Annotated in this window: 18 protein-coding genes and 2 tRNA genes; 11 read left to right on the forward strand and 9 right to left on the reverse strand. The window is 53.1% G+C overall.

From position 1 onward, the window contains the following. Positions 1-185 precede the first annotated feature (185 nt). The 4 genes from MK323_01805 to MK323_01820 all read left to right on the forward strand — a co-directional run bounded on the left by MK323_01805 (position 186) and on the right by MK323_01820 (position 2760). On the forward strand, positions 186-479 hold the full coding sequence (locus MK323_01805) for an HU family DNA-binding protein (GenBank protein ID MCH2480894.1): 294 nt from the start codon (positions 186-188) through the stop codon (positions 477-479). Then, positions 470-545, forward strand: a tRNA-Val gene (locus tag MK323_01810). The genes MK323_01805 and MK323_01810 overlap by 10 nt, the downstream gene beginning before the upstream one ends. Before the next feature lie 43 nt (positions 546-588). Beyond that, positions 589-665: transfer RNA gene (locus tag MK323_01815), tRNA-Asp, on the forward strand. Positions 666-846: 181 nt separating this feature from the next. Then, complete coding sequence (locus tag MK323_01820) at positions 847-2760, forward strand: SurA N-terminal domain-containing protein (GenBank protein MCH2480895.1); 1914 nt, start codon at positions 847-849, stop codon at positions 2758-2760. On the opposite strand, the gene MK323_01825 is transcribed toward MK323_01820, so the two are convergent. Beyond that, positions 2757-3551 (reverse strand): enoyl-ACP reductase, encoded by a 795-nt coding sequence (locus MK323_01825; GenBank protein ID MCH2480896.1) that lies wholly within the window; start codon positions 3549-3551, stop codon positions 2757-2759. The two genes, MK323_01820 and MK323_01825, sit on opposite strands and share 4 nt — an antisense overlap. A gap of 90 nt (positions 3552-3641) precedes the next feature. Here MK323_01825 and MK323_01830 point away from each other — a divergent pair, with 90 nt between their 5' ends. Together MK323_01830 and MK323_01835 are read left to right on the forward strand one after the other, a co-directional pair. Further along, positions 3642-4364: a class I SAM-dependent methyltransferase gene (locus tag MK323_01830; GenBank protein MCH2480897.1), complete on the forward strand. Its 723-nt coding sequence runs from the start codon at positions 3642-3644 to the stop codon at positions 4362-4364. After that, complete coding sequence (locus MK323_01835) at positions 4361-5086, forward strand: 16S rRNA (uracil(1498)-N(3))-methyltransferase (protein ID MCH2480898.1); 726 nt, start codon at positions 4361-4363, stop codon at positions 5084-5086. The genes MK323_01830 and MK323_01835 overlap by 4 nt, the downstream gene beginning before the upstream one ends. Here MK323_01835 and MK323_01840 read toward each other — a convergent pair. The 4 genes from MK323_01840 to MK323_01855 all read right to left on the reverse strand — a co-directional run bounded on the left by MK323_01840 (position 5083) and on the right by MK323_01855 (position 10483). Further along, positions 5083-7869, reverse strand: a complete 2787-nt coding sequence (locus MK323_01840; GenBank protein ID MCH2480899.1) for a valine--tRNA ligase — start codon at positions 7867-7869, stop codon at positions 5083-5085. The genes MK323_01835 and MK323_01840 overlap by 4 nt on opposite strands. A gap of 107 nt (positions 7870-7976) precedes the next feature. Beyond that, positions 7977-8522: a hypothetical protein gene (locus MK323_01845; protein ID MCH2480900.1), complete on the reverse strand. Its 546-nt coding sequence runs from the start codon at positions 8520-8522 to the stop codon at positions 7977-7979. A 24-nt stretch (positions 8523-8546) separates the two neighbouring features. After that, positions 8547-8984 carry a DNA polymerase III subunit chi gene (locus MK323_01850; GenBank protein ID MCH2480901.1) on the reverse strand — a complete coding sequence of 146 codons (438 nt, stop codon included), beginning with the start codon at positions 8982-8984 and terminating at the stop codon, positions 8547-8549. Positions 8985-8995: 11 nt separating this feature from the next. Further along, complete coding sequence (locus MK323_01855; protein MCH2480902.1) at positions 8996-10483, reverse strand: leucyl aminopeptidase; 1488 nt, start codon at positions 10481-10483, stop codon at positions 8996-8998. Positions 10484-10599: 116 nt separating this feature from the next. Here MK323_01855 and lptF point away from each other — a divergent pair, with 116 nt between their 5' ends. Both lptF and lptG read left to right on the forward strand, forming a co-directional pair. Further along, positions 10600-11715 carry an LPS export ABC transporter permease LptF gene (gene lptF / locus MK323_01860; protein MCH2480903.1) on the forward strand — a complete coding sequence of 372 codons (1116 nt, stop codon included), beginning with the start codon at positions 10600-10602 and terminating at the stop codon, positions 11713-11715. Positions 11716-11719: 4 nt separating this feature from the next. Then, positions 11720-12793 carry an LPS export ABC transporter permease LptG gene (gene lptG, locus MK323_01865; protein ID MCH2480904.1) on the forward strand — a complete coding sequence of 358 codons (1074 nt, stop codon included), beginning with the start codon at positions 11720-11722 and terminating at the stop codon, positions 12791-12793. A 79-nt stretch (positions 12794-12872) separates the two neighbouring features. Here lptG and xsc read toward each other — a convergent pair whose 3' ends face one another. Together xsc and ald are read right to left on the reverse strand one after the other, a co-directional pair. Further along, positions 12873-14651, reverse strand: coding sequence for a sulfoacetaldehyde acetyltransferase (xsc, locus tag MK323_01870; GenBank protein MCH2480905.1), 1779 nt, complete (start codon positions 14649-14651; stop codon positions 12873-12875). A gap of 64 nt (positions 14652-14715) precedes the next feature. Continuing rightward, a complete protein-coding gene (gene ald / locus MK323_01875) occupies positions 14716-15834 on the reverse strand; it encodes an alanine dehydrogenase (GenBank protein ID MCH2480906.1) in 1119 nt (372 codons plus the stop codon). An 85-nt stretch (positions 15835-15919) separates the two neighbouring features. Between ald and MK323_01880 the strand changes: the two genes are divergently transcribed. The 3 genes from MK323_01880 to MK323_01890 all read left to right on the forward strand — a co-directional run bounded on the left by MK323_01880 (position 15920) and on the right by MK323_01890 (position 19605). Beyond that, positions 15920-17230: an aminotransferase class III-fold pyridoxal phosphate-dependent enzyme gene (locus tag MK323_01880; GenBank protein ID MCH2480907.1), complete on the forward strand. Its 1311-nt coding sequence runs from the start codon at positions 15920-15922 to the stop codon at positions 17228-17230. Between the two features lie 257 nt (positions 17231-17487). Continuing rightward, entirely contained in the window at positions 17488-18537 is a 1050-nt protein-coding gene (locus tag MK323_01885; GenBank protein ID MCH2480908.1) for an extracellular solute-binding protein, read from the forward strand. Between the two features lie 15 nt (positions 18538-18552). Next, the gene (locus MK323_01890) at positions 18553-19605 is read left to right on the forward strand and encodes a cobalamin-independent methionine synthase II family protein (GenBank protein ID MCH2480909.1); all 1053 of its coding nucleotides are present in this window, start codon (positions 18553-18555) and stop codon (positions 19603-19605) included. A 9-nt stretch (positions 19606-19614) separates the two neighbouring features. Here MK323_01890 and MK323_01895 read toward each other — a convergent pair whose 3' ends face one another. Further along, positions 19615-20700 carry a hypothetical protein gene (locus MK323_01895; GenBank protein MCH2480910.1) on the reverse strand — a complete coding sequence of 362 codons (1086 nt, stop codon included), beginning with the start codon at positions 20698-20700 and terminating at the stop codon, positions 19615-19617. Further along, positions 20634-21017, reverse strand: a complete 384-nt coding sequence (locus tag MK323_01900; protein MCH2480911.1) for a hypothetical protein — start codon at positions 21015-21017, stop codon at positions 20634-20636. Before MK323_01900 ends, MK323_01895 begins: the two co-directional genes overlap by 67 nt. Positions 21018-21069: the final 52 nt, after the last annotated feature.

A 21069-nucleotide genomic window follows, 5' to 3' on the forward strand; every position in this document is an offset into this window, starting at 1 on the left:
TCGCTTGGCACCGGGGTGGGTATTACCGGGCCGTGCCGATTTGACACCGAAATTTAGCCCTTGGTATAAACAATTTGCCTCACCGGTTCAGCCGGTGTTTACAGGGAATTGCCGGACTGAGGCCGATTGAGGTCAAAGTGATGTTCGGGCAGTGGTTACAACCAACTTGAATGAGGGATACACCAGTGAATAAAGCCGAATTGATCGACGCAGTAGCAACCAGTACGGGTCTGGGAAAATCTGATGCGGGCGCCGCCGTAGAATCTGTCTTCAGCAATATCACCTCGACACTGCAACGGGGTGGTACGGTTTCTCTGGTCGGATTTGGTGCATTTTCCGTCAGTCACCGCTCGGCTAGGATGGGCCGGAATCCTCGCACGGGTGAAACCATCACCATTGCGGCGTCTCGTGCGCCGAAGTTCAAAGCTGGAAAACAACTGAAGGATGCCGTAAACTCGCTCGCCTTTCCGGGTGCTTAGCTCAGCTGGAAGAGCGTCGCCCTTACAAGGCGAAGGTCGCAGGTTCGAACCCCGCAGCACCCACCAAGGCCTGCGATACGCTGTCTTACGGACAATTTGCTAGAACGCCGGAGCGGTAGTTCAGTTGGTTAGAATACCGGCCTGTCACGCCGGGGGTCGCGGGTTCAAGTCCCGTCCGCTCCGCCATTTTCTTCAATACCAGGCGCGCACAGAATTTCTGTGGGCGCCTGGTGGTTTCTACACACTGCGGACCACTGAGGATTTAACTTGATCGCGCCTACCTAATACAATAGGGCAGCGGAACTGCTGCCTGGGAACAGGAAGACTTTCGGTTTTGGTGCCTAAACAAGGGTGAGAAACAACAACAATGCTGATTAAAATTCGAGAAAGAGCATCCGGCGTCATAGGTTGGACCGTCGCCGGTGTCATTATCCTTGTCTTCGCGGTGTGGGGAGTCGGGTCCTATTTCGAAGGAGTATCCGAGATTATTGTTGCGACTGCTGACAAGATCGAAATCAATCAGCAAATGTATCAACAGGCAATGAGTGATCGCCGTCGCCGATTGGTCCAGATGATGGGGCGAAACATTGACGCTGAACTATTCAGCAGTACCGCCTTCAAACGCCAGGTCGTAGAGGAACTCATCGATACCACCTTACAGAACGAGACCCTTCATGCCAGCGGATTCCGAATCAGTGATGCACAACTGGCAGCACTCATACAGAATACTGCAGTTTTTCATACAGACGGTCAGTTTGACCGTGACCGATACGAACTTCTTGTTCAGAACGCTGGAATGACCATTCCGAGTTACGAGAATTATCAGCGGCAGCAGGGTTTGGTCGACCAACTGGTTCGGGGACTTGGGCAGTCAGCCATTGTCAGCGCGAACTCGATCGATAAAGCATGGAAACTTCTGGGTCAGCGCCGTACAGCGTCCTATACCACGCTAGAGCTCAATAATTTTCTAGATGATATAAAAGTGTCTGAATGGGCTATTGAAAAAGAGTATCGGGCAAACTCAGATGCGTACTTTGAGCCTGCCGCTATTCAGGTGGACTACCTGAAGTTGTCAGTGGAAGATCTGGGCAGAAGATTGAATGTTGATGAGTCAGACATCTTGCGGATGTTTGAGGACAATTCCGATCGTTATTTGCAACCTGGCAGTCGCAGCGCCAGCCACATATTGCTGTCAGTCAGTGCCGATGCTGCGGATGCGCAGATTGATCAGGTCCGCCAGAGGGCAGCAGAAATTATTGTACGCGCCCGTAGCGGTGAGTCATTTGCCAGTCTGGCCGAAGTCAATTCGGACGATACAGGTTCTGCAAAACGCGGTGGTGAACTTGGCGTGATCAGACCAGGCACCATGGTCAAACCGTTCGAAGACGCTGTTTTCGCGATGGGAGAAGGTGAGATCAGTGAGCCGGTGAGAACGCAATACGGGTTTCATGTGATTCGCCTGGACAGGATTACCAAAACCAGAGTTCAGTCCATTGACCAGGTCCGAGATGAAATCGAGGCCGAAGTCCGCCATCTCCGTGCGGAGGAGCGGTTTAATGAATTAGCCGAAATCCTTGGCAGCATAGTATTTGAACAGCCCGATTCCCTGGAGCCTGCTGCTGATCAGCTGAGCCTAAAGGTAATACGCAGTGAGTGGTTTACCCAGGATGCTGGTACCGGCATTGCTGCATTTCAGGAGGTTCGGGACGCTGCGTTCGGTAACGAGGTTTTGACTGATGGTCTGAACAGTGAATTGATAGAAATCGATCAGGATAACCTCGTTGCCATCCGCAAAGTTGACTATCGAGTTCGCCGACAGCTTGATCTGAATGAGGCCAGGCCAGCGCTAAAAAAAATGCTTAGCGCAACGGCAGCATCTGACAGAATGGATAAAGTCGGTGAAGATCTGGTGGCGCGCCTGAAATCCGGCGCGGACTGGGACGAACTGCTCATGGCGCACAAGCTGGCCCGTGTCCGCCTTCCCGACACAACTGAGGCCATTGTTGAACCACTTGAACAAGTCGTGGCACGTGCGGTCTATGCGGCAATTGTGCCGTTATTCGGACAGATTGTTTATGGTGGCGAGCGAATTAGCACAGCACGATACGCGATCTATCGACTCGAGCATGTCGAATTCGGCGACCCCGCAAAAGCCTCAGCAGAAGATCGACTGGGAGTTGAGAAAGTCTTGTTGTCGCGACGGGGTGAGGAAATGGTGATCGGCTGGCGTCAGGGGCTGCGTAAAGCAGCAGAAGTTCAGATCAACGAAGAGTCACTCTAAAGATCAGCGTGACGTGGGCTGATGCCTACTGTATTAAATCCACCGTCTACATAGGTGATTTCGCCGGTGATACCGGAGGCCAGATCTGAACACAGGAAGGCAGCAGCGTTACCGACTTCGTCGATTGTGACACCGCGACCCAACGGCGCTGTATCGTCATAGAACCTCATCATTTTACGGAACCCTTTGATACCTGATGCGGCCAGCGTCCGGATGGGGCCGGCCGAGATACCGTTGACCCGGATTCCCTGACTGCCCAGAGACTGAGCCAGGTAGCGTACATTGGCTTCAAGACTCGCTTTTGCTAATCCCATCACGTTGTAGCCCGGCATCGAACGTTGGGAGCCGATGTAGGTCAACGTAAGCAGGGCCCCGTTGCGTCCGGACATCATAAGCTGGGCCGCACGCGCCAGGGCAGCGAAACTGTAAGAACTGATTTCGTGAGCCGTGTTGAAGCCTTCCCGTGTGACAGCATCAAGATACAGTCCCTCGAGTTCCTCTCTAGGCGCAAATGCGATCGAGTGCACCAGAATATCGAGAGCGTCCCAGTGCTCCGCCAATTGATCAAAAAGAGAGTCGATCTGACTGTCGGTCCCGACATCACAGGGCAGCACCACTGTACTGCCTAAAGACTGGGCAAACTTGTCAACTCTGGGTTTGAGTTTTTCATTCTGATAGGTCAAAGCCAGTTCTGCGCCTTCCCGGCGCATAGCCTGGGCAATACCCCAGGCTATAGACCGGTTGCTGGCGAGACCGGTAATCAGTGTCCGTTTGCCATTCAGGAATCCCATAGTCCATATTCCCTGTTTATCGAAATTGAGTTGATAGAGTTTGTAGCTTAAGAGCCCACTGCTGTCAAAGTCCAGACCGATCGGAAGCCAATGAGCAATACCGTCGTACAGCCAGTGCAGGATCAGGCGATTATTCGGGCAACCGAGATCGCCGAACGACTAGATCTGCCTCTGGTTACGCAGGTTGATGCTGATCAGCGGTTCGTCCTTGAAGTTTCTGTAGAGCGCCTGGCTATCCGTGATCTTAGACAGGTTCGTACACTTCCAGTCCAGGTGATGTGTTCACACTTGCGACGCCCCAGTCGTGGTCGTGATCTTCTGGCGCGCGCCATAGGCCGAACCAATAAGACAATAATCGATGCTACTGCCGGTTTCGGTCGAGACGCTTTTCATTTAGCCAGCCTGGATAGGCGAGTGACGGGTATAGAGCGATCGCCAGTACTGGCCGAACTTTTGATCGCAGAGCTGAATCAACCTACTGCTGAAGCACTTCGAAAAAGTATCCGCTTCATTTGTGCAGACAGCCGCGTCGCTATCGAACAATTACCACGCTCCGATGTAATCTACCTTGATCCTATGTTCCCGCAGAAAACAATTAACTCTGCGGCTGCACGTAAAGAGGCGACACTGCTCCGTGGATTGGTGGGTGATGACCGTGATGCTGATGAATTGTGGAACCTTGCATGCATCTATGCACGCCAACGAGTAGTGGTTAAGCGGTCTCGTTATGCGCCTGCCTTAGGGTGTGTTCCTGACCTGACGGTAAGCGGTAGGGTGGTTCGATACGATATATACCTTACCGGCAAAAGATGAAGAAGTTGCCTTGGTTTTATCTGCCCAAGCTGGATGCCAGACCGGGATCTGCGGTACTCGCCGCAGATGAATCGAGGCACCTGGCCCGGTCGCGTCGGTTGAGGATTGGCAGTGAAATCGTCGTTTTCAACGGACTTGGGACAACAGCAACAGCGAAGATCGTGGATATCAGTGAGCGACGAGCCCGGGTCGCGCTTGAGTTGACCGCTTATGCTTACCATATCGAGGGCCGAGTGCGTGTACATCTGGCGGCGGCTCTGCCGAAGGGTGATCGTCAGGTAGTGATGCTGGATATGGCCACCCAGATTGGCATGACTGATTTCACACCACTATTGTGTGAACACAGTGTCGCGAAATTCAGTGTCCGTTCAGCGGCTCGTTGGCAGAAAACATGCCTTGAGGCCTGCAAGCAGAGTCGGCGTCCCTGGGTTCCCCGTCTCCATCAGCCAAAACAACTGCCAGAGATGTTTAATACGGGTGGCAAGGCTGGGCGTGTAACCTGGCTTGCAGATCCCCGGGGTGGAAATGTCACTGCAGTTCAAAAGGTGGGGTTCGATGAGTTGATTCTGCTGGTTGGACCCGAAGGGGGATTCAGTCCCGGCGAATGGGAACTGCTAAGCGACGCCGATATTGTACCCGTGACACTGGCTAAATCCGTCTTGCGAACCGAGACCGCAGCTGTGGCGATGGTCAGCGCTGCTGTAACCAGGCTGGGCATCTAGGAGGACAACTGTTCTACACGGTTCTGCTGAGCTTGAAGTTGTGCAATTGCACTACGAGTGGATTCCAGACGTTCTCGTTCCTTGGACACGATGTCAACTGGTGCCTTGTCCACGAAATTCGGGTTGGACAACTTGCCCTGCGTGCGTGCCAGGTCCTCGTTCAATTTTCGGATTTCACGACTGAGTCGTTCCAGCTCTGCTTCGCGATCGATAACAGCGCCCATGGGCACCAGAACGGTCAGTGTCCCGACCACGGCCGTAGCGCATTCCGGAATCTGTGAATCTTCAGTGACATAATCTAGAGATGCCAAACGCGCCAGTTCCACGATCAGCCTGTTAAATGTCGAAGAACGTTCTGCGTCGGTACTGTCTCCACCTCGGAGCAGAGTGGGCAGTGGGCGCCGCGGATCTATATTGATCTCGCCCCGAATATTTCGTACCGCCGAGACTACCGACTGTACCCATTGCAGACTGTCGATCGATCCCTGGTCTATCAGCTCTGTTTGTTCAACCGGGTATGGTTGGGTCATGATCGTCGGCCCGTCAGCCCCGACGCGACGGGCGATACGGCGCCACAGGGTATCGGTAATAAACGGCATGATAGGGTGCAGCAATCGGAGGGAGGCGTCCAGGACCTGGACAAGGGTTTCCATGACCCCGAGTTTGCGATCTGCTGACAGGCTGTCGTCGCCGAGTTCAATCTTGGCTATCTCAAGGTACCAGCTGCAGAATTCGTCCCAGACAAAGCTGTGGAGCGTTTGTGCCACCTGGTCAAAACGGTACTGTGATACAGAGTGACTGACATCACCTGCCACCTGCTGCAATCGGGAGATGACCCAACGTTCTGCTGGTCCAAGCTGACCTGTTGCACCTGGGGTGGTCTCCAGAGGTTCGGTGTTTATCAATACGAACCGTGTGGCATTCCAGAGTTTATTGCAGAAGTTGCGATGTCCCTCTATCCGACCTAGATCAAAGCGGATATCCCGGCCCTGGGTTGCGAGGCTGGCGAAAGTAAAGCGCAGAGCATCGGTTCCATACGATGGGATGCCTTCGGGGAACTGTCTGCGTGTATCGTCAGTGATGCGCTTGGCCATCTGTGGCTGCATCAGTCCTGAAATTCGTTTCTCTATCAGTGCCGGAAGCGTAATACCATCGATCAGATCCAGGGGGTCAAGCACGTTGCCTTTAGACTTCGACATTTTCTGACCGTCGGCATCGCGTACCAGACCATGAACGTACACATCATGGAAAGGAACAGACCCCGTAAATTTCAGACCAAACATGATCATTCTGGCCACCCAGAAGAAGATGATGTCAAAACCTGTGACCAGAACACTGGTGGGATAAAACGCTTTCATCGCTGCGGTATCGTCGGGCCAGCCCAGGGTAGAAAATGGCCAAAGTGCCGAGGAAAACCAGGTATCCAGAACATCTTCATCCTGATGCAGTGAGGCTTTTCTGCCGTGAAACGATTCTGCCTTTTCGAGCGCGGATGATTCGTCCTGGGCGACAAAGATGTTGCCGTCGTCGTCATACCATGCCGGAATTCGGTGGCCCCACCAGATCTGCCGCGAGATGCACCAGTCTTCAATGTTATTCATCCACTCGTAGTAGGTCCGGCTCCAATTGTCCGGTACAAACCGGATTCGGCCGTCCTTAACGGCTTCAATAGCCGGTTCAGCCAGAGGCTTGGTGCGGACGTACCACTGATCAGTTAGATAGGGCTCTACGACGGCTCCAGATCGATCACCGCGTGGCACCATCAGTGTGTGGTCTTCGATTTTTTCGATCAGGCCCCGCTTTTCGAGATCTGAGACAACCTGCTTGCGAGCGTCGTAACGATCCAGACCGTGGTAATCGGATTCTTCCAGATCGATGGCTGCATCAGGCGTGAGTACGTTGATCACCGGCAGACCGTGACGCTGACCGACGTCGTAGTCGTTGAAGTCGTGACCGGGTGTGATCTTGAGACAGCCGGTTCCAAAAGCGGGGTCCACATAATCATCCGCAATGATCGGAATCATCCGGTCTACCAGCGGTAATCGCACCTGACTACCAATAAGATCGCGGTAACGTTCGTCTTCGGGATGTACTGCCACGGCCGTGTCACCCAACATCGTTTCGGGCCGAGTGGTCGCAACCACCAGGTGTCCAGAGCTGTCGGACAGAGGGTAACGAATGTGCCATAAGTACCCCTGCTCTTCTTCCGAGATTACTTCCAGATCAGAAAGTGCGGTGTGTAACACTGGATCCCAGTTAACCAGCCGTTTGCCACGGTAAATCAGATCTTCTTCGTAAAGCTGTACGAACACCTGACGCACGGCGTGTGACAGAGCATCGTCCATCGTGAATCGTTCCCGACTCCAGTCTAAAGACGCGGCCATTCGTCGGAGTTGTCGGCTGATCGTACCGCCAGACTCACGTTTCCACTGCCAGACTCTGTCAATAAACTGTTCGCGACCCAGATCGTGTCGCGATACACCCTCGATCTCCAGCTGTCGTTCGACCACCATCTGGGTCGCGATACCGGCATGGTCGGTACCGGCCTGCCATAGGGTGTTTCTGCCTCTCATCCGGTGATAGCGGATCAGAGCATCCATGATAGTGTCTTGAAACGCATGACCCATGTGCAGGCTGCCGGTAACGTTTGGCGGCGGTATCGCGATGCAATAGGCATCACCGATACCGGTCGGTGCGAAACAGCCCTCGGCTTCCCACTCCTGGTAAAGCATGGTTTCCATGCTGTGGGGATCAAAGTTCTTGCTTAATTCGACGTCAGACATTGTTTGTCATACCAAGATCTTCGTCTTTACGGAATCGCGTGTGAAAACCGGCGAATTATAGGGCAAAGACCTGTAGTCCAACGGGCGCTAGTCCCAAAGTTGGCCGGTCAGTCGTTCTCAAGCCATGCAGATAGCTGCTGAGAAACGTCTGACAACAGTTTTTCGCGCAAGGCTTCATCCAGAGGTTCGCCGGACCTGCGGGAAATAGTTTTCTCAACCGTATCGATAAGTTCACGCGAAAGTTCGGCGATGGATTCACGACTCATGCCGGCTTCAAGGGACGCGGCAGATGCGGGAACCTGGGCTATGGGTGAAGAAGATTGTTGCGAAGCACGATCCCTGGGAGGGGAGGGCTCGGTGCAGGTTAAAGCATCGTGCGACGATTCTGCGATCTCGGGCTTACTTGCCATAGCAAGGTCATCAACAAGTGACTCATTGCTGAACATATCAACCGTCTCAGGAGAATCCATATCCTCATCTGCATCGGACACCGGTGCTACCAATTCGGTTATTGCCTGGATTTCGTCGGTGTCCGGCTGGATCTGATCAGATGTTGTAGCCTCGTCCTGGGCTGTCTCTGTTTCGGGACCAAGCAGTCGACCGAGTTCTTTTAGCTCGCGAATCAGTTCGTTTTCCTGGCTTTTTGATGTCATGTTGTCTTTGTCTCGAATCTTCGATCAAAGAGTGATCCGATGGGTTTCAAGTTCCAGCCCCTGATCCCGATAGAACTTGAATCGGGACCGACCGGACTGTTTTTCGGCTTCACCAAAACCAACAACTTCGGCGATTCTCAGAAAATTGGAATAATCTTCAACCGGTCGGTCAGCTACAGACACCACGACCTCCGCAGATCCCGATTGGGGCGGGTGATGGCCAATATGCACCGGGGTGGTGAGATCAGAATTGTGACTGTTTCGACTATGCGGGACAAAGCTGTTTTGTGAGAACGTCCATAACAGGTCATCGAGTAGGTCGGTTTCATGGTCATCACGAGCCCACAGATAGGCCGTATGTCCGCTGCGATAGGCACGATCGATGATTTTGCATGCGAGCCTTAAGCGCCCATCAGTTGCATCTGCTTCGAGAACATAAAAATCTATACGCACTGCAGTCATCAGATCATGGTTTAATTTGTCGATCGATTAATCAGGAACTGCGTCAGCAGGGGTACTGGTCGACCCGTTGCCCCAGTCTTGGTGTTCGTCTTCCAGGCGCTGCCGGCGATGTCCATGTGGGCCCACTTCATCTTTTCAGCAAAACGCGATAGAAAACAGGCGGCAGTGACGGCACCGGCTCCTCGACCACCGACATTCGCCATGTCGGCAAATCCACTCTTAAGTTGTTCATGATATTCATCCCACAACGGCAATCGCCAGGCGCGGTCACGCGTTTGCTCACCCGCATCGAGCAGTTGATCGGCGAGAGTGTCGTCATTGCTGAATACGCCGCTTGCCGGGTGACCCAGGGCGATCACACAAGCACCGGTTAGGGTGGCAATATCAACAATTGCATCGGGTTTATAGCGCTCCGCATAGGTAAGCGCATCACACAATATGAGCCTGCCTTCCGCATCCGTATTGAGTATCTCAATGGTCTTACCGGACATACTGGTGACGATATCACCGGGTTTGTTGGCGGCGCCATCGGGTAGATTCTCGCTACTGGGCACGATCCCTATCACATTAAGTGGCAGGTCAAGTTCGGCAACTGCACTTAAGGCGCCGAATACACTGGCACCGCCACACATATCGTATTTCATTTCTTGCATGCCGGCTGCAGGTTTAAGCGAAATACCGCCGGCGTCAAATGTAAGTCCCTTTCCAACCAGAACCACCGGGCGTTCACTTTGTGCGGCACCCCGGTGTTCTATGATGATGAACTTCGCGGGTTGTCGACTGCCCTGGGAGACCGACAGCAGGGATCCCATTTTGAGCTTTTCCATGCGTTTCTCGTCTAGAACAGTAACCTTCAATCCATGGCTTCGCTGCAGTTTTCGTGCCTGGGCGGCCAGGTAACTCGGTGTGCAGATATTGCCGGGCAGGTTGCTGAGATCTCGGGCCAGTTTTACACCATTTGAAATCGCCTGACTTTCGCGGATGGCTCGCCGGGCCCGCGCCGAAACTGCTCTTGAACCGACAGAAAATGTGACACGAGCGAGAGGGCGTTTGCTCTCTTTCGTGCTTTTAGTTTGATCGAACTGGTAAGTGGAATCGCACACTGCGGAGGCGAGGAGCCGCAGGCGCTCACTGACATCCCGGTCAGCAACTTCAGTTTCGGCCAAGGTCACCGTGGCGTTGCGTATGGGTAACCGTGCGAGTGCAGTGGCTGCACTGTCCACGGCTTGTTTGTATTCGGCAACACCGGATTCGTGGGCTTTGCCCAAACCTACGGTAAGCACGCGCCGAGCCGGTCCATTGGGATGGCACGGAATCATCAGAATTGAGCCGCTGGTGCCTTTGATATCGCCGTCGTCGACCAGACGCTGGATGATGCCGCCCATCGACTTATCGGCTTTTTTGGCACTTGCTGTCAGTTTCCCATCGTCTAGAATCCCGACAACCAGACAGTCGGTTTTGAGGCTTGTAGGGTCAGCGCTGGTGAGATTAATTTTCATGGGGCTCCTGTGATAGATCAGCGGCAGTAGCAATGGCACTTGCCATTTTCATAGAATGAAGCAGTATTGTGGTGGTTTAATCACGATTCTGTCAAAAGAAGGTTGCAATTCTACAAATGATTCTTAGACGGGCGTTTGTCCGGGAAGTATTGCTGACCAGTGTTGCTGTTACGCTGGTTATGCTGATGATCTTTATTGTTGTTCGGGCGCTCGGTTTCCTCCGCCAGGCAGCAGAAGGCATGATTCCCGTAGACAGCATCTTTTTGCTGTTGTTGCTTAAAGTAATGACTTACATGGATGTTATTCTCCCACTGATGGTCTTTGTGGCTATCCTGATGGTTCTGGATCGCTGGAGCCGCGACAATGAAACCGTCATTATGGCAGCGTCCGGGTACAGCCCTGGCCATCTGCTCAAACCAGCTGCTTTTTTGCTGATGGTGTCGGCTCTGGTCGTAGGCGGATTTTCGTTTTATCTGTCGCCACTGGCGGTTCGTGTCGGGGGAGCAATTGAGCACGAATTCCGTACAGGCAAAGAGGTCAGCGGCATTATGGCAGGTGTGTTTACAGAAACACGAAACGGCCGGGGGGTTTATTTTGTGGAGACAGCAGACAACGACCTGTCGGTGTATGAACATGTATTTATTTATGGGTCTGATGCGACTCAGGACGGGGTCGTCGTGGCTGCGACTGCACGGCAGGAGCAGGACAGCAACTCCGCTGGTCGTTTTCTGGTTCTGGAGAATGGCGTTCGCTATGAAGGCGTGCCGGGTGACCCAGCGTATCGGGTGATTGAATTTGAGTCTTATGCGATTCGGCTGTTGTCTGACCTGGTGCCAGAGCCGCCAGTCCCATTGCGGGGTCGGCGCAACCAGGAACTGTGGCAGCAATACGGTCTAGTAGGCTACGGTGCATTGGCTCGGTCGGAACTGCATTGGCGACTCTCAAAGGTTGTTGTTTTGCCCGTTATGATTCTGTTTGCGTTGGGGCTTGGTCATATCAGCCCCGGTCGGGGTCGATTGCCGGCAATCATAGCGGCGCTAGCGATCTATTTCTGTTACACCAATGTAGCCGGCCTTGCCGTAGCCACAATCCGTAAAAGCACGACGCTGTCTCCCACCATTGGCCTTTGGACACTGCACCTGGTGTTCGCAGTGGTGGCGATTTACCTTTTCTGGTGCAGGACAGCCAACCGGCCTCTGCTGAGCCTGAAACGATCTCCTGCCGGGTCATGAGCTGGTGAAACTGATCGACATTTATATCGGCCGCACTATTGTTCAACAGTCGTTACTGGTTATAGCGGTTCTGGCCGGGATATTTGTTTTTCTGAATTTTATCGACCAGCTGTCTGACTTGGGGTCAGGGTCGTATGGTTTGCTTGATGCACTGCGGTTTGTCTTGCTCACCACGCCACGGATTATCTATGACATCTTTCCGATGGCTGGCCTGGTAGGGACGATCCTTGGACTTTCAGTATTGGCGCGACATTCCGAACTGACCGTCATGAGAGCCAGTGGTATTTCACTCGGCCAGATTACAGGTTCAGTCCTTAAAGTGGGCGCAATCTTTGTGCTCCTGGCTGTGGTGATAGGTGAACTCGTGAGCCCGTTCACTGAGACGCTGGCGCAGCGCGGTCGGATCGAAGCGCTGGAACGCAATATCGAGCAGAAACACAGCTCTGGTCTGTGGATGCGTGACAAGAGCACATTTGTCAATGTTGCTGAAGTGTTGCCTGATCTCAGTCTGTTGCGGATCAAGATTTTTGAGTTTGATCGCAAGGACCGTGATCGACTGGTATCGCTGACCTATGCGCGTAGCGGCCACTACAACCAAGATCGTTGGCAGCTGAACGATGTAAGGCAGACGATCATTGATGAGAAAGGCCGTGCTGACGTCCACCATGTTATTCAGTCAGCCTGGGTAACAGAAGTGACGCCAGGGATGATGTCAGTTTTCTTGGTGCAGTCTGGACAGCTGCCCCTGTGGCAACTCAAGAGGTATATCGAGCACCTGAAATTAAACGCTCAGGACACCAGGGCATACGAGTTGGCCTATTGGGGTAAAGTGGTTTTGCCGCTGTCGACGGCTGTGATGCTGATACTCGCTGTACCTTTTGTATTCAGCAGTATTCGTGCCGGTAGTCTTGGGCGGAACCTCTTCCTGGGAATCATGGTTGGGTTGGGGTTTTACGTCTTGAACAAAGCGTTGGGGTATATCGTACTTGTTTACGGCGTACACCCGTTTATCGGTGCAACGTTGCCGACGCTGCTGTTTCTTGGTGGTGCACTGATCCTGTATCGCCGCGTGGCCTGAGTCGGGCGGGAGTCACGCAAACCTGCGCACGAGGAGCGGCTGAACGGGCGCCTACCCGGTCAGCCGCGGACAGTTGTGCCTAGCTGATCTGTTGCGGTTTCATGTCAGCCGCATCGATTCCGGCGACTGCAACCGGCGCTTTCATGGCGTCTCGTCGGAAGGGTTCGCCCAGTTCCTGATTTAGAACAACCTCGATAAACGTAGTTGTGTTGTTATTCATCTGTTCTTGGATGGCAGTTCTCAGGGCGTCGGTCAACTCTTTCATGTCTCGGACCTTCACTCCTTTCAAGCCGCACGCCTCGGCGACCTTGGCGTACTCCACGCCGACGTTCAACTCGGTACCAACGAAGTTATCGTTATACCAGAGGATGGTATTTCGTTTTTCAGCACCCCACTGGTAATTGCGGAAAACGACCATAGTGATTGGTGGCCATTCATTACGCCCGCAGGCGGTCATTTCGTTCATCGAAATGCCAAAGGCACCATCCCCGGCAAAGCCAACAACAGGCACATCCGGACAGCCAATTTTTGCCCCGAGTATCGACGGAAAGCCATACCCACATGGACCAAACAAACCGGGTGCCAGGTATTTACGACCTTGTTCGAAAGTTGGGTAGGCATTTCCAATCGCACAGTTGTTCCCAATATCAGAAGAGATAATTGCTTCTTTGGGAAGTGCCGCCATAATGGCGCGCCAGGCTTCGCGGGGGGACATGCAGTTCGGTTCACGATCACGTGAATGCTGGTTCCAATTGGTGCCTGGATCATCATCTTCATGAACCATGGATGCCAGTTCTTCCTGCCAGCCTGATTTGGACTGGGCGATCAGTTCGCGGCGTGCATCACGATCTGTGTCCCCTGCGTTGTCTGAGAGTTGTTCGTAGATCTGATCGGCAACCCGACGGGCATCACCCTGGATCGCAACGTCTACTTTTTTGGTCAGCCCGATGCGGTCTGCATTGATGTCCACCTGAATGATGCGGGCGTTTGCTGGCCAGTAATCGATTCCGTAGCACGGCAGTGTTGAGAAAGGGTTGAGGCGAGTGCCCAGTGCCAGTACGACATCGGCCCTGGATATGAGTTCCATAGCGGCTTTTGAGCCGTTATAACCCAGCGGACCGACAAAAAGCGGGTGAGAACCATAGAAGGCATCGTTGTGCTGGTAGTTACAGCATACTGGCGAGTCAAGTTTTTCCGCCAGTGCCCTGGAGGACTCGATTGCGCCGCTGAGAACTACTCCCGCACCATTTAGAACTACCGGAAATTGGGCATCGGATAGAAGTTTCGCTGCTTCTGCGATGGCGTTCTTTCCACCCGGTGAGCGTTCCATACGAATAATCTGTGGCAGTTCAATATCGATCTCATGAGTCCAGTAGTCTCGTGGGACATTGATCTGAGCAGGTGCAGATTCGCGACGTGCTTTCTCAATCACCCGATTCAGGACTTCGGCAATACGGGAAGGTTCGCGTACTTCCTCCTGGTAGCAGACCATGTTCTCGAACACGGCCATCTGTTTTACTTCCTGAAAACCGCCTTGCTCTATGGTCTTGTTGGCGGCCTGAGGCGTTACAAGCAGCAACGGCGAATGGTTCCAGTATGCGGTAATAATGGGCGTCACAAAATTTGTGATCCCGGGGCCATTTTGTGCAATCGCCATACTCATTTTTCCAGTGGCCCGCGTATATCCGTCAGCACTCATGCCGGCGTTACATTCATGCGCACAGTCCCAGAACTTAATTCCGGCAGCCGGAAACAGATCCGATATCGGCATCATCGCCGAACCGATGATGCCGAAGGCATGTTCAATGCCATGCATTTGCAGGACTTTTACAAATGCTTCTTCGGTGGTCATCTTCATGTTTATCTCCAAATGTCTAACAATTAAGTAAAGTTGGCCGTTCTTTTGTTGGCAGGTCTAATCTTCAGTGTTTAAGGGCATCCACTGGATCGGTGAAATCATAGCCGAGAGCACGAGCTACTTCCTGACAGGTGATTTTCCCGCCATGGACGTTAAGTCCGTTTCGAAGATGCGAATCATCCCTGAGCGCCTGACGATAACCGGCATCGGCCAGTTTCAGAACATGGGGGAGGGTGACATTGTTGAGTGCGTAGGTTGAGGTTCGCGGTACACCACCTGGCATATTGGCGACACAGTAATGAACCACGCCGTCGACCACGTAAGTCGGTTCAGCATGGGTTGTCGGCCTGGATGTTTCACAACATCCGCCCTGATCAATTGCAACGTCCACAATCACTGAGCCTGTTTTCATGCCGCGGACCATGGCCGCCGTAACCAGCTTTGGGGCAGCCGCACCCGGGATCAGTACGCCGCCGATGACAAGATCAGCCTCCTGTACGTGGTGTTCAACGGCGTCCCGAGTCGAGAAGACCGAATTAGTCGAGCGGCCAAACTGTTGCCAGTGCGACTCGAGCACATCTGGATTGCGGTCGATAACCCAGACGTCCGCACCCATACCCACCGCGATGTGAGTAGCGTGGGTCCCAACCACGCCTGCCCCCAGAATCACGACTTTGGCCGGATCAACGCCGGGCACACCGCCCAGGAGCATGCCTCGTCCACCATGTGGGTTTTCCAGGCAGTGGGCACCTGCCTGAATAGCCATACGCCCGGCAACTTTCGACATGGGTGCGAGCAGCGGCAGACCTCCCGACGGAGAGGTCACCGTTTCGTAAGCTATACATACAGCGCCAGAATCAACCAGATCAGAGGTCTGCTCAGGGTCTGGTGCGAGATGAAGGTATGTGAACAGCACCTGTTCTTCACGAAGTAGTTTGCGTTCCGGTTCCAGCGGTTCCTTCACTTTTACAATCATGTCGGCTTCGCCGAAGATCCGAGATGGGTCATCAATGACGGCTGCCCCAACAGAACGATAATCATCATCTGTTGCGCCGATACCTTCTCCGGCATTTTCCTGGACCTGGACGTCATGACCATGCGCTATCACCTCTCGCACACTGGCAGGTGCGAGGCCTACTCGGTATTCATGATTCTTGATTTCTTTTGGAATTCCGATCAGCATAGACTTTCTCTCTATGTCAGAATGTTTTGAGTCGCATCAAACTATTTGTGGACTATAGCAGTACGGTCAACAGGCGAGGCCAACTATGAAATACGATCTCGAGTTTCTTGAAAACTACTGGATGCCGTTTACATCAAACCGGGATTTTAAGGCTGATCCCCGACTCGTGGTGCGTGCAGAAGGAGTGTATATGTACAGCCACGAAGGAGAACGCATACTTGATGGCTCATCAGGCCTATTCTGCTGCGCCGCCGGCCACAGTCGGCCGGAGATTGCCGAGGCGGTTTATAGCCAGTTGAAAGAGGCCGCCTACGTACCTCCCTTTCAGCTGAGTCAACCCTTAGCGTTTGAACTTGCCCGACGGGTGTCACAGATGACACCGGTTGGCCTGGATCATATTTTCTTCGTCAATTCCGGTTCGGAATCGGTCGATACGGCCATGAAAATTGCCTATGCCTACCACTATGCCCGCGGACAAGGACAGCGCCAGCGATTCGTGTCCCGGGAACGAGCCTACCACGGCGTCAACATGGCGGGTGTGTCGTTGAGTGGCATGATCAAGAATCGGCAAGCCTTCGGCCCCGGCATCCCCGGGGTGGTGCATATGCGCCACACCTGGTTGCCCGAGAACCGGTTTGTCCGGGGACAGCCGGAGACTGGGATTGAGTTGGCGGATGATCTCGAACGAGCGGCAATGAACTACGGGCCGGACACGATCGCGGCCTGTATTGTTGAGCCGATTGCGGGATCGACCGGTTGCTTGGTGCCACCAAAGGGGTACCTGGAACGTTTGCGTGAAATTTGCGATACGCACGGGATTCTGTTGATTTTCGACGAGGTCATTTGTGGATTCGGTCGACTGGGTGCACCGTTTGCCGCCCAGGCATTTGGTGTCACCCCTGACGTGATGACCATGGCGAAGGCGATGACCAATGCTGCCCAGCCTATGGGGGCCGTGGCTGTAAGTGACAAAGTTCATTCGACAATTCTGGAGGCGGCACCGGAAGGTGCTGTGGAATTCTTCCACGGGTATACCTATTCAGCACACCCGGCAGCCTGCGCGGCTGGGCTTGCCACCATGGACCTGTTCGAAAAAGAGGATCTGGTTGCACGCGCCAAGGCGCTTTCGCCGTATTTTCTGGATCAGGTGTATGCCTTAAGCGACCTGCAGATCATCACCGACATCCGCGGTTACGGGCTCTTCGCCGGCATCGATATATCGCCTGAAGGTGGCGCAGGCGTCCGAGGACTGGACTTCCAGAAACGGCTTTATCGTAACGGGCTGCACATCAAAATGACCGGGGATGCAGGCCTGCTGGCTCCACCGCTTATCGCCGAGCCTAAACATATAGACCGTATGTGTGAAATTCTGCGTCAGACACTCTTGGAATATTGATGATCTGGAGTTGCTGGCAGTAGGGTTAATTAGCAGAGATATGAGATAGTTCTTACTCCGCTTGCGGCTTCAATTGTTAAGATGATTAAAGCTAGAAGGGGCAAAGGATGGATAAGCAAAACACAAGTGCAAGAGAGAAGGCTACCAATCGCCGCCAGTTCATAAGGACCGTCTCAGTTACAAGCTGTGCAGCAGTTACGTTTCCTTGGATTATTCGCCCAGAAGTTTTAGCGGCATCAGGAACACTCAATGTGCTGATGTGGTCAGATTACCTTACACTGGGATTTCTGGAATCCTTCAAGGACAAGACTGGTATAAACGTTAACCACACGCCAATCGGTTCGAATGAAGAAATTCTATACAAAATGAAATCCACTAACGGTCGGGGTTTTGATATCTGTAGCCCCACCAATATGCGATCTCTGCAGTGGGAGCCTCTAGGTTTGTTACAACCATTTGATCGTAGTCGGATTAAAAACCTCAACAATGTAAACCCGGCGATGCTGGTGGTGGGTGACCAGGAATGGAATTTTGGTGGAAACGGTTCCTACTGGTTGCCGCTTATCTGGGGCACAGAAGGTGTGGCCTGGCGCACGGACAAATGGATGCCACCGCGAGATGGCGAGATTCCCAGTTATGGGGATATCTGGCAACCGGATATGGAAGGAAAAACCATGATGAGTCCACATTCGGGTATGCTCGGTGCAGGCTTATACTTGGAGACAACCGGTGTCCTGGACGCTGGTGCCATGCGCAAGGCATATGCCGATGAAGCGATAATGCGCAAGACCTGGGCGGTTGTGACTGATTTCTGTATTAAGAACAAAACTCAGGTCAAACTATTTTGGAACAATGCTGATACCCAGAGGAACGGTTTAATGGGCGGAGGTTTGGTTGTTGGTCAGACTTGGGAAGGTCCACCGATTACCTTGATGCAGAACGGCGCCCCGGTTCAGTACCGAGCTCCAATAGAAGGATCACTGGCATGGATCGATGGAATGTCCCTCTCAGCCGCAGCCGACGATCTTGATTCGGTTTATGCATTTATCGACTACTGTTTCACACCGGAGCCGGCAGGCAAGTCAATCGATGGTGGTGGTGACAGTGATTGGGGGAGTCATGGCTACAACTCCGCCGTGCTTGGTGCTGATCGCTTTAGCAGTCTTAACCACAGTAAGATATTTTCATCAGTCTATCCAGGGAATTCTCTATTTAATCTGTGGCCGTGGCCAAGGGAGCCTCAATGGTACGCTGACGTGCGAACCGAATACCGTAATAAATTTGTCAACGCCTGGCTCGCCCAGTAGAGGAGAGGTATTGCTGTGGTCAAGACCACCTGTATCGGTGCCTACCCAAAACCGGATTACGTAGACCTTCCGGACTGGTTCAACCACCCTGACGGCCCAGATGCCACGGACCCGACAGAACGTTGGTCAGACGCTATGAATGCGCTTGGTGATGATGCGGAGAGCATCATCAGTAGAGGTGTCCAGGAAGTCATTGCAGACCAGATTGAAGCGGGGATTGATATTCCGACCGACGGTGAGGTCCCACGCGAGAACTATATCCATTACCACTGCCGGCATATCAAGGGTATTGATTTTGGAGTTCTGACTGAGGTCTCTCTGAGGAACGGCGCTTACAGTGCTCGATTACCAACCGTCAATGGACCGGTCAGTGCGCGAAATATTTTTCTGGTGCGGGACTGGAAACGCGCTCAGGGTTGTACCGACAGGCCGATCAAAATCACAATTCCCGGACCAATGACCATCACCGATACCACCGCCGATGCGTACTACGATAACGCCGAGCGACTTGGTGCCAAGCTGGCGGATGCGTTGAATCGCGAAGTGATCGCTCTCGCAGAAGCCGGGTGCTCGAACATTCAGGTTGACGAACCGCTATTTGCGCGAAAACCCGCCGCTGCACTGGATTATGGTTTCGAAAACCTGGAACGTACCTTCCACCGATGTCCCAAGAATGTCATCCGTACGGTGCATATGTGCTGCGGCTACCCGGATCGGTTAGACAATCCGGATTATCCTAAGGCAGATCTGGACAGCTACAACAAGCTGGCAGATGCTATCGAATACTCGTCTATCATGGCGGTGTCCTTTGAGGATGCACATCGCCACAATGACTTATCGCTGCTGGATCGGTTCAACCAGACCCATGTCATCCTGGGTGTGATTGCAGTTGCCAAAAGTAAAGTGGAATCAGTGGGCGAAATCAGAGATCGACTGGTGTCTGCGTTGGAACACATCGATGCGGATCGCCTGCTGGCTGCACCGGATTGCGGGCTGGGGCTCTTGAGTCGGGAGTTGGCTCGCTCAAAGTTGTCGAATATGTGTGAAGCGGTGCGCACCATTGGCTGATGCGGCGATCTAGGGCTTAGCTGGACGCCTTCGCAGGGTTGAAGTGGGGATGAACCCCTGGTTGATGTCGGCAGTATCGTTGTAACCAAAAACACCTTCAAGTTTGAATGTAATGCGATAGGTCATATCGTGATCATCGACAGCGGGAAAGCGCACAGCCGGTTCGATCTCCCAGAACAACCAGTCCCGACCGGTTGTCCTGCGGTATTTTGCCTTTAGAACAACATCATTCAGTTCTCCCGGTTTGTTTCGGTAGAAGAACTCCGCACCATACGCTATGGCGTGTCTGGTTCGCTGTCTGAGTCTCTCATAGAGCGTGAAGTACTGATCGATGCATATACCGTCATTGCATTTGTCGGTGTTGTTCTGGTACCAGCGAATCTGGGTTGTGGGCCGGAAAAAAAACCTGGTCGACAAAGGCCAGTCAAATGTAATTTGACCCCGGTATTCAGTTTTGGCTTTAGTGAAATAGTGTATTGAGTTCGTGACGCTGGGAACCCAGCGGCTGTCCCTGTCGAAAGTCAGGCGATGTCGTGCGCGCCCGAACAACTGGTAACTACCGGCTCTTTTGCGGAAACCAACATCAAAGCGCAGCTGCCGCATCGGATCCGTACCGGGCGGCCTGATCCGAAGGCTGATGTTCTGATCCTCGGTATTGACTGAAGCCGTCGAATCATCGTCCTGGCCGAAAATGATCTGTAATCGATGTTCGGTCCTGGGCAGCGAAAGTTTACCGCGAATACCCACTGAGAACTGTTCATCGTCATTTCCATCAGCTCGCATTTTGACGTATACACGAAGGCGTGTTTCCTGGCCTTCGTCGTCAATTATTTCGTTAGAGAAGAATCGGTCAATCCGATCTGCTGTATCGAGAGTTATTCTGGACCACTTATCGTGCCCGGCAGCAATTGTGTTGAAAGATACGTCGCTCTGGTCAGCATGCGCACGGTTGCCTGTCGATGACAGGACGATTCCCATGATCAGGGTCAAACAGGCAGCGAATATCGGCACGGCCCGGTTAGTGCAGTTCAGCACAAGACTGAGAACCACTTCCGGGTTACCGGAGACTGATCGACGCGCATCCTGATTTCCCATCGACCGATAAATTCGCCCATGCCCAAAGCCGGATTAAAGGCGCTCAAGAGAGCCGCACCCGCAGGCGGATGCAGTTTCAGCCACACTGTGATGCGAATACTGCCTGCTCTATGAAAGGTATGGGTGGTCTGCTCCCGCCGTGTTCCGGAAGGGTCGATCCAGTCAACGTTGAGGGTATGTTCACCATTGCGCAATCCTTCGATGTCAATCACGGAAAAAATTTTGTCAGCGCAGTTGAATTCGCCGCTCAGAGACGGGACGGGAACTCCGTTCTCAATTGAGCGGGTAACAAAGGCATCCAGTGATGTTACCGCCATGGCCGGAGAAACCAGACAACATAGCACAAGTACAATCCAACGGCCGGGCATG

The organism is Gammaproteobacteria bacterium (genome assembly GCA_022450155.1).
Lineage (GTDB): Bacteria > Pseudomonadota > Gammaproteobacteria > Arenicellales > UBA868 > REDSEA-S09-B13.

Bases quoted from the DNA above. Each gene is read 5' to 3' on its own strand.
- MK323_01855 (MCH2480902.1), bottom strand. From the start codon at position 10,483: ATGAAAATTAATCTCACCAGCGCTGACCCTACAAGCCTCAAAACCGAC.
- MK323_01825 (MCH2480896.1), bottom strand. From the start codon at position 3,551: ATGGGATTCCTGAATGGCAAACGGACACTGATTACCGGTCTCGCCAGC.
- ald (MCH2480906.1), bottom strand. From the start codon at position 15,834: ATGCTGATCGGAATTCCAAAAGAAATCAAGAATCATGAATACCGAGTA.
- MK323_01850 (MCH2480901.1), bottom strand. From the start codon at position 8,984: ATGACTGCAGTGCGTATAGATTTTTATGTTCTCGAAGCAGATGCAACT.
- MK323_01885 (MCH2480908.1), top strand. From the start codon at position 17,488: ATGTGGTCAGATTACCTTACACTGGGATTTCTGGAATCCTTCAAGGAC.
- MK323_01900 (MCH2480911.1), bottom strand. From the start codon at position 21,017: ATGGCGGTAACATCACTGGATGCCTTTGTTACCCGCTCAATTGAGAAC.
- xsc (MCH2480905.1), bottom strand. From the start codon at position 14,651: ATGAAGATGACCACCGAAGAAGCATTTGTAAAAGTCCTGCAAATGCAT.
- MK323_01840 (MCH2480899.1), bottom strand. From the start codon at position 7,869: ATGTCTGACGTCGAATTAAGCAAGAACTTTGATCCCCACAGCATGGAA.
- MK323_01820 (MCH2480895.1), top strand. From the start codon at position 847: ATGCTGATTAAAATTCGAGAAAGAGCATCCGGCGTCATAGGTTGGACC.
- MK323_01835 (MCH2480898.1), top strand. From the start codon at position 4,361: ATGAAGAAGTTGCCTTGGTTTTATCTGCCCAAGCTGGATGCCAGACCG.
- MK323_01845 (MCH2480900.1), bottom strand. From the start codon at position 8,522: ATGACATCAAAAAGCCAGGAAAACGAACTGATTCGCGAGCTAAAAGAA.
- lptF (MCH2480903.1), top strand. From the start codon at position 10,600: ATGATTCTTAGACGGGCGTTTGTCCGGGAAGTATTGCTGACCAGTGTT.
- MK323_01830 (MCH2480897.1), top strand. From the start codon at position 3,642: ATGAGCAATACCGTCGTACAGCCAGTGCAGGATCAGGCGATTATTCGG.
- MK323_01895 (MCH2480910.1), bottom strand. From the start codon at position 20,700: ATGGGAAATCAGGATGCGCGTCGATCAGTCTCCGGTAACCCGGAAGTG.
- MK323_01880 (MCH2480907.1), top strand. From the start codon at position 15,920: ATGAAATACGATCTCGAGTTTCTTGAAAACTACTGGATGCCGTTTACA.